Source organism: Actinomadura miaoliensis (assembly GCF_039536785.1).
Taxonomy (GTDB): Bacteria; Actinomycetota; Actinomycetes; order Streptosporangiales; family Streptosporangiaceae; genus Spirillospora; species Spirillospora miaoliensis.
The window spans coordinates 53,273-59,982 of record NZ_BAAAZG010000015.1 but is presented as its reverse complement, the minus strand read 5'-3'; the positions used below and the strand labels follow the sequence as shown (position 1 = coordinate 59,982).

General features: G+C 71.7%; 8 protein-coding genes. 5 read left to right on the top strand and 3 right to left on the bottom strand.

Annotated features, from left to right (window positions below; genetic code table 11):
- Window positions 1-413: 413 nt before the first annotated feature.
- Window positions 414-611 (top strand): hypothetical protein, encoded by a 198-nt coding sequence (locus ABD811_RS12570; RefSeq protein ID WP_344945672.1) that lies wholly within the window; start codon window positions 414-416, stop codon window positions 609-611.
- A gap of 15 nt (window positions 612-626) precedes the next feature.
- Here the strand turns inward: ABD811_RS12570 and ABD811_RS12565 are convergent, their stop codons facing one another.
- A complete protein-coding gene (locus ABD811_RS12565; protein ID WP_344945669.1) occupies window positions 627-968 on the bottom strand; it encodes a hypothetical protein in 342 nt (113 codons plus the stop codon).
- Between the two features lie 263 nt (window positions 969-1,231).
- Here ABD811_RS12565 and ABD811_RS12560 point away from each other — a divergent pair, with 263 nt between their 5' ends.
- Window positions 1,232-1,666, top strand: coding sequence for a hypothetical protein (locus ABD811_RS12560; protein ID WP_344945666.1), 435 nt, complete (start codon window positions 1,232-1,234; stop codon window positions 1,664-1,666).
- Window positions 1,667-2,052: 386 nt separating this feature from the next.
- Here the strand turns inward: ABD811_RS12560 and ABD811_RS12555 are convergent, their stop codons facing one another.
- On the bottom strand, window positions 2,053-2,529 hold the full coding sequence (locus ABD811_RS12555) for a histone-like nucleoid-structuring protein Lsr2 (protein ID WP_344945663.1): 477 nt from the start codon (window positions 2,527-2,529) through the stop codon (window positions 2,053-2,055).
- 406 nt (window positions 2,530-2,935) lie between these two features.
- Here ABD811_RS12555 and uppS point away from each other — a divergent pair, with 406 nt between their 5' ends.
- Together uppS and ABD811_RS12545 are read left to right on the top strand one after the other, a co-directional pair.
- The gene (gene uppS / locus ABD811_RS12550) at window positions 2,936-3,652 is read left to right on the top strand and encodes a polyprenyl diphosphate synthase (protein ID WP_344945660.1); all 717 of its coding nucleotides are present in this window, start codon (window positions 2,936-2,938) and stop codon (window positions 3,650-3,652) included.
- On the top strand, window positions 3,649-5,082 hold the full coding sequence (locus tag ABD811_RS12545) for an oxygenase MpaB family protein (RefSeq protein WP_344945657.1): 1,434 nt from the start codon (window positions 3,649-3,651) through the stop codon (window positions 5,080-5,082). Before uppS ends, ABD811_RS12545 begins: the two co-directional genes overlap by 4 nt.
- Before the next feature lie 154 nt (window positions 5,083-5,236).
- Here ABD811_RS12545 and ABD811_RS12540 read toward each other — a convergent pair whose 3' ends face one another.
- Window positions 5,237-6,124, bottom strand: a complete 888-nt coding sequence (locus ABD811_RS12540; RefSeq protein ID WP_344945654.1) for an MBL fold metallo-hydrolase — start codon at window positions 6,122-6,124, stop codon at window positions 5,237-5,239.
- A gap of 156 nt (window positions 6,125-6,280) precedes the next feature.
- Between ABD811_RS12540 and ABD811_RS12535 the strand changes: the two genes are divergently transcribed.
- Window positions 6,281-6,709, top strand: coding sequence for a MarR family winged helix-turn-helix transcriptional regulator (locus tag ABD811_RS12535; protein WP_344945651.1), 429 nt, complete (start codon window positions 6,281-6,283; stop codon window positions 6,707-6,709).
- Window position 6,710 lies beyond the last annotated feature (1 nt).

Genomic DNA, 6,710 nt, shown 5'->3' with positions numbered 1-6,710 from the left:
CGAGTTGGTCGTCCCGAGGTCGATACCGACCGCACGTCCCATGTCTCTCGTCCTCCGGCGTTGTCACGTCGTCGTCCGCGCACCTGACGCAGACAAGTTGAGTCGCATAGGCATAACTTCGCCGCTCCGTAGGGCCAGACTGCCCGACGGAGATCGTCCCGTCAAGCGAGTTGAGTCTGGGCGACTCAACTTATGTGAGCGCCCGATTGGCCGTGCGGTGTGGTCGTCGGCGCAGGCTCCGCCCCGGGAGGTCGGGATGACGGACGAACGGGAACGCGGACCGCGAGCCGACCTCGGCGCGCCGCACCTACCGCGTCAACCGCCCGGTCAGTGAGAAGCCCGCACTGTCGGGGGCCTGGGGCGAGTACATCTACCTGCGCGCGGGCACCACGATCGTCCGGCTGCCGGACGGCGTGGACCCACTGCCCGCGATGTCGTCGGCCTGCACCGGGCCCACGATGATCCACGCGCTGCACGAGCGGAGCCCGGTGCACGTCGGCGAGGTGGTCGTAGTCCAGGGCAGCGGCCCGGTGGGGCTCGCGGCCGGCATCGGCGACCGGTACTTCGACGTGGTCGGCGGGCGGGTGGTCAAGGCCGTCCTGGAGAGCTGACGCCGGTCGCCCGGCTCAGCGCGGCGGGAGCCGGTCGACCCGCTCGGCGGGCGCGGGCATGGCCAGGGCCGTCGCGACGGCGCGCAGCTCGTCGCGTTCGGCGGCGGTGACGGGGGCGGCGCGCGTGTGCAGGGCGGCGACCAGGAGCTCCACGGCCTTCTCCCAGCGTCCGCTGGCCGCCTCCCTGGTGACGCGCCGCAGCGTCGGCTGGGGCAGCCGGTCGCGGTAGCAGGACGGCAGCCGCCGCAGGGTCTGGGCCAGTTCCCGATGTTCCCGGCTGCTCAACGGCGGCACGGCGGGCTGGAGTTGCCAGTCGCCCACGGCCAGGCCGACCACCCGGATCACCTGCATCAGCACTGCCTTCCCCCTCCCCGTCCCGGCGCATCGATGCCGCTCGCCGGGCATCGGGCGGTGCCGTACCCCGGAGCCACCGGTCACAAGCCGCAGACCAGGCAAAAGGCGGTAAGCAATGCGGCAAGCGGATCGGCGGCCGGCGATGTTTGGCCGACGGCCTGTGGGTAGCCCCCCACCACACGGACTTCGACTTGCGAGGACGGGGCAGAAGGCCAGCGCTCCGTCCTCCGAGCCGTGGTCAAGCCGAGACAGTGCCGGGGGCCGACATGGCGACAGTCGCCGAAACCAGGACAACACGCAGACGCACCACACAGCGGAGGGGCACGGAGAGCCCGAGCCGGGCCGCCACCACCACGCGGCGGCGCTCCGCGGCGACGACGAGCACACCGAGGGCGACCCGGGCGCGGGAGCAGAAGAAGACCACCGTTCCCGTTCCCGTCGTCACCCCGCATGTGACCGTCCACCGGTTCCAGGTGCCGACGCCGCAGATCGGGCTGGCCGGGCACCAGGTCGTCGACGCCGGGAAGGCCATGGCCTCCTCGCTTCCGCCGCCCGGACGGCTGGCCTACTACACCGGGCTGGGCGCCCTGGCGGCGTTCGGGTTCGTGGACTGGCCGGTGGCCGCGGCGATCGGGGTCGGAGTCGCCGTCGCACGGCGGGCGACCGGCCGGCAGCGGGCCGGGCAGACCCGGACGACCTAGGCGGAGCCCAGAGGACGCCGTCGTCCAGCCGACAGGAGGGCGCTTACCAACTGTTCACCTTCTGGTCACGTTCGATCCGCACAGGGATGTCCGAAATCGGATAAAACGGTCATTGCTGTAGTCGACCACGAGGTGAACCACCGTGACCGATCTCCTGGCCACCGTCCTCGCGAAGGCGCTGGTGGCGCTTGTCGAAGCCGCAGTCGCGCGGCTGATCTTCTCGATGCTCCGCACGCCCCAGGCGACCGCCGCCTGACTCCGGGGCCGCCTGCGACACAGGCGGCCCCGAAGTCAGACCGGCAACGGCCGGTGTGCGGGCCCGTTCCCGGCACGCGACGGCCGCATGGGCTGCGCCCACACGGCCGCCCTACCTACCGGCTCCCTGCTCAGCCCTCCGCCTTGCCCTCGTCCGGCTGGGCCTCCTCAGGCTTGGCCTCTTCGGCCTTGGCCTCCTCGGGCTTGGCGTCCTCGGCCGCGGCCTTGGCCTCCTCGGTGCTGGCGTCCTCCGGATTGGCGTCGGGGTGCGCCGCGATGAACTGCTCGTACACCTCGTCGGCGATCTTGCCGCGGACGCTGACCTCGATGCCCTGCTCCTTGGCCCACTCACGGACGTCCGTGTTGGTGTAGCCGCGCAGCTTGGGCGAGGTGTCGGCGGCGCTCTTGCGGGAGCGTCCGGCGGCCTTGACCACGGCCGCCTTCTCCAGGAAGGGCGTGAGCGTGTCCAGCGCCTCCTGCAGGCGCTTGTGGTTCGCGTCGCCCAGATCGATGGTGAACTTCGCACCGGCGACCTCGAAGTCCCGCTTGGCGACGTCCTCACCGTCGTAGCCGTCGATGTCGTCAACCATGACGACCTTGGTGGCCATGGGTCCCCCTCCTGTGTCCTCAGCGATCAAGCATCATAGAGCGCCGACGACCCCGTCTCGTCCCATTCGGCTCGGCGTCCCGTTTCGAGCTGACGCCCAGGTCATCCCGTCGCGGAGCGGCCCTGGCCCGCCGACGCCGAACTGTCGGCGCCGCCCCCTATCGTGACCGCGACCACGACCCGAGGGAGGGACCATGACGCCCGCCCCCCGGCTCGGCGGGCGGGTACGCGGGTGGGGCGGTGGCGGCGAAGGGGGTACCGGCAAAGCTTTACTGCCCTTACTTTCTGCATTTTGCCATTTACGTGTGGTTAGGGTTGCTTTCGCGTCGTCGGGCGGCCGGTGAGCCGCTCGTCGAGGCAGGCGCCGAGGGCGGAGGTGGGTGGGGTGGGGTGGGGTGGGGTTGAGCGTGCCCCGTCATGTGGCCTGCGTGATGGACGGGAACGGGCGGTGGGCGCGGCAGCGGTCGTTGCCCCGGACGGCCGGGCACCAGGCGGCCGAGGCGGCCGTGATCGATGTGATCGAGGCGGCGTACACGGCCGGGGTGCGGTGGCTGAGCCTGTACGCCTTCTCCACAGAGAACTGGCGGCGTCCCGGCGACGAGGTCGACTTCATCATGCGGCTGGTGCGGCGGACGCTGCGCAAGCACGCGCCGTCGCTGTACGCGCGGGGCATCCGCTGCCGGTTCCTGGGGGTCAACGATCCGCGGATCCCGCCGTCGCTGGCGCGGGACGTCACCGACCTGATGGAGCTCACCGGCGGCAACCGGCGGATGACGCTGACGGTGGCGTTCGACCACGGGGGGCGCCGCGACATCGTGGAGGCGGCCCGGTCGCTCATCCGTGCGGGCGTGCCGGCCGACCAGGTCACCGAGGAGAGCTTCGCCGGGCACCTGCCGTACCCCGACACCCCGGACGTGGACCTGGTCATCCGCACCTCCGGCGAGCAGCGGATCTCCAACTTCATGCTCTGGCAGGTGGCGTACGCCGAGTGGATCTTCCCTCGGGTGCTGTGGCCCGACTTCCGGGCCGAGCACTTCTGGGAGTGCCTGGACGCCTACCGGCGCCGCGAACGCCGCTTCGGCGACGTCCTGACGCCGACCACGACAGGAAACGGAGCACCATGAGCGACAGCACACCCACCGCCGGCCCCGCCGCCCTCCTGGGGACGGACTCGCTGCTGCACGGGTACTGCGACGACGCCCGGTGGGGCCTGGCGGTGGTGCGGGCGACCGTGCTGGAGGCCGCCCATCCGCAGATCGGCGCGGCGCTGATCGACAACTCCACGTTCGTGGCGCACCCGTGGCGGCGGCTGCGCAACACGCTGCTCAGCACCCGCCGCATCCTGTCCGGCGACAGCCGGATCCGCGACCGGGAGGTGGCCCGGCTCAACCGGCTGCACGCGCGCATGTCCGGCACCGACGACCAGGGGCGGCCCTACGACGCGATGGACCCCGCCGCCCGCGCGTGGGTGGTGGCGTCGCTGTTCGAGTCGACGGTGACGATGGTGCGGCTGAGCGGCGAGTCCCTGGACGGCCCCGGGCTGCGGCGCCTGTACGCCGAGTTCCGGGCGTTCCTGGAGCTGTTGGAGGGCGACGCCGACCGGCTGCCCGCCACGCTGCAGGAGTTCTGGCCCTACTACGACGACATGATCGCCCGGGGTCTGGAGAACACCGAGGCGATGCGCATCATCCTGTTCCGGTTGTTCTCCCACCTGCCTCCGCCGCCGCTGCTGCGCGGCCGGCCCGCGGTGTGGGCGGTGGGCCGGGCGGTGGCCGGTCCGGTCGCGGGCGCGATCATCGTGGCCTCGCTGCCCGAGGAGTTCCGGCGGCGGGCGGGGCTGGGCGACGTGCCCGGCGCGCAGGCACTGAACCGCGGCGTCCACGTGGGCAGCGGCGTGGCGACCCGCCTGCTCCCCCGGTCCTGGACGCGGACCGACACGGTGATGAGCATCCTCGACCCCGCGGGCGGCGACAGCCCCGAGGTGCTGAGGGCGCTGCGCCGCCGCACGAGGCGGGCCGCGGCCCTGTGGCGGCTGCTCACGCCCGACCCGGCGGAGGCCACCGGCGGGGCGGCCCTCTCCGCCGACCGGTTCTTCGCCGAGGTGCTGGACCAGACCGGCAACGGCCACCTGGACTGGCCCGACCTGGCGGCCATGGCCCGTGAGATCGCCGGCCGGCTGGATCTGGACGAGGACGACGAGCACCGGCTGTACGACGCCTACGCCGCCTGGTGGCGGGAGCTGCAGGCCGCGCTCGACACCGACGGGGACGGGCGCATCTCCCGGGAGGAGTACGCGGCGGCGGCCGCCTCCCTGGCCGGGCCCGCCCTGATCAAGGTCGCCGAGGTGCTGTTCGACGTCGCCGACGCCGACGGCGACCAGACCATCAGCGCCGGCGAGCACCGGGCGTTGTTCCGTACCGCGTTCGCCCGCGACCTGGACGGCGGCGACCAGGGCGGCTCCTACTCACGGAGCGAGTTCATCCGCGAGTTCGTCGCGTTCATGTCGGGGCAGCGCTCCTCGGTCGCCTACACGTCCCTGCTCACCCAGGCCTGACGTCGGCCCCGGCCGGGCCTACGAGCCGATCGAAGCCTGGCATCACCGTGACCGTCGCGGTCGGCGCGGTTGTGACGATGCCCGGCCAGTACCTGGTGCGCGACTTCGTGGGGAGTCCGCACGCGATCGTCGTTGTACCGGTCCCCCTGCGGGGTCAGGCGTCGAGGGGGCGCCAGGCGGGACGGTCGCCGTCCCGCCGGACCTGCCCGAAGACCACGTCGGCGAAGTGGACGCCGAAGCCGATCGTGTGGGGCTCTTCCAGTTCGGCGACCAGCCGGCGACGGTGCTCGGCGGACCGTACGGGGTCGTGGTCGACGGCAGCGGACCATTCGGGGTGGTCGACCTGGATCGGTGAGTGCAGGGCGTCACCGAAGGCGATCAGCCGCTGTCCGCCCGACGTGATGACGTACTCCGCGTGCCCGGGCGTATGACCGACGCCGACCCGGACCCGCACGCCAGGGAAGATCTCCTGCCCGTCCGTCACCGTACGGACGTGCGGTGCCATCGCGGTGAGCTCCTCGGTCATGCCGTGCGTCTCCAGCAGGTCGCGCTGGGCCCATTCCGGCTCGGAGACGAGGTAGTCGGCATGGGCGAACGCCGGCTGGTCGCCGCCGGGGGCGGGATGCCAGGCCCAGCCGAGGTGATCGGGGTGCAGGTGGGTGAAGGCCACCGCCTCGATGTCTTCTGGCCTGCGGCCGAGCTCGGCCAGATTGTCCAGGAGCGCGCCCCCGTGGATGACGCCGCGTGGGGTTCCCGGATCGGGCGGCAGCGTCTGCGGCCCGAACCCCGCGTCGATCAACAGTGCGCGGTCGCCGTTCTCCACCAGCAGGCCGCCGATGCTCGCCACGAGGTGACCGGAGTCGTCCAGGTAGTCCGGGTGGGCGGTCCACACCTCATCGGTGGTGTCCGGGAGCCAGCCGCGCGGCGGGAGCTGCACGGCCCCGTCGGGCACAAAGGACACCCTCGTGTCGCCCAGCCGTACCGAGCGGATTCCCGCAGGCCGCCGCAGCCGCTCGTCGTGGTCAACCACGGAGGTCGCCATGTCCTTCTCCTTCGCCGGTGTTAGTTCGTCGGTGTGAGTACGTCGGTGGCAGGTCATCGCCGCGTCCCTCGGCGGCGAGGGCACCACAGTAAGCATCAAGCAAGAAATATTCAAGCTAGAAATATGCTGGCTTGATGGACTTGCTACGATCGAGGCATGACGACGTCTCCAGACCCGCAGGCCACCGCCGAGCGGGAGCTGTGCGGCCTGGTGAACGGACTGGCCCAGCAGATCGCCGATCACGTTCGCGAACGCGCCGTCGCCCTGGGCCTCACCGCGGCCCAGGCGACCGCGTTGCGGGAGATGACCGGACCGATGACCATGCGCGATCTCGCCGAGCGCATGAGCTGCGAGCCCTCCAACGCCACCTTCGTCGTCGACAAGCTCGAGAAGCAGGGCCTCATCGAGCGCCGCCCGCACCCGACCGACCGCCGCGCCAAGCACCTCGTCCTCACCGCGGAGGGCAACACCCTCCGCGAACGGCTCCTCGAACTCCTCGCCCAGGACTCACCGCTGGCCAGCCTCTCCCCTGAGCAACAGCGCGTCCTTCAGAACCTGCTCGAGCAAGCCATCACCCGTTCATGAG

Excerpts from the sequence above, each read along its gene's own strand:
- ABD811_RS12560 (WP_344945666.1), top strand. The coding sequence starts at position 1,232 with ATGGCGACAGTCGCCGAAACCAGGACAACACGCAGACGCACCACACAG.
- ABD811_RS12555 (WP_344945663.1), bottom strand. The coding sequence starts at position 2,529 with ATGGCCACCAAGGTCGTCATGGTTGACGACATCGACGGCTACGACGGT.
- ABD811_RS12545 (WP_344945657.1), top strand. The coding sequence starts at position 3,649 with ATGAGCGACAGCACACCCACCGCCGGCCCCGCCGCCCTCCTGGGGACG.
- ABD811_RS12540 (WP_344945654.1), bottom strand. The coding sequence starts at position 6,124 with ATGGCGACCTCCGTGGTTGACCACGACGAGCGGCTGCGGCGGCCTGCG.
- ABD811_RS12535 (WP_344945651.1), top strand. The coding sequence starts at position 6,281 with ATGACGACGTCTCCAGACCCGCAGGCCACCGCCGAGCGGGAGCTGTGC.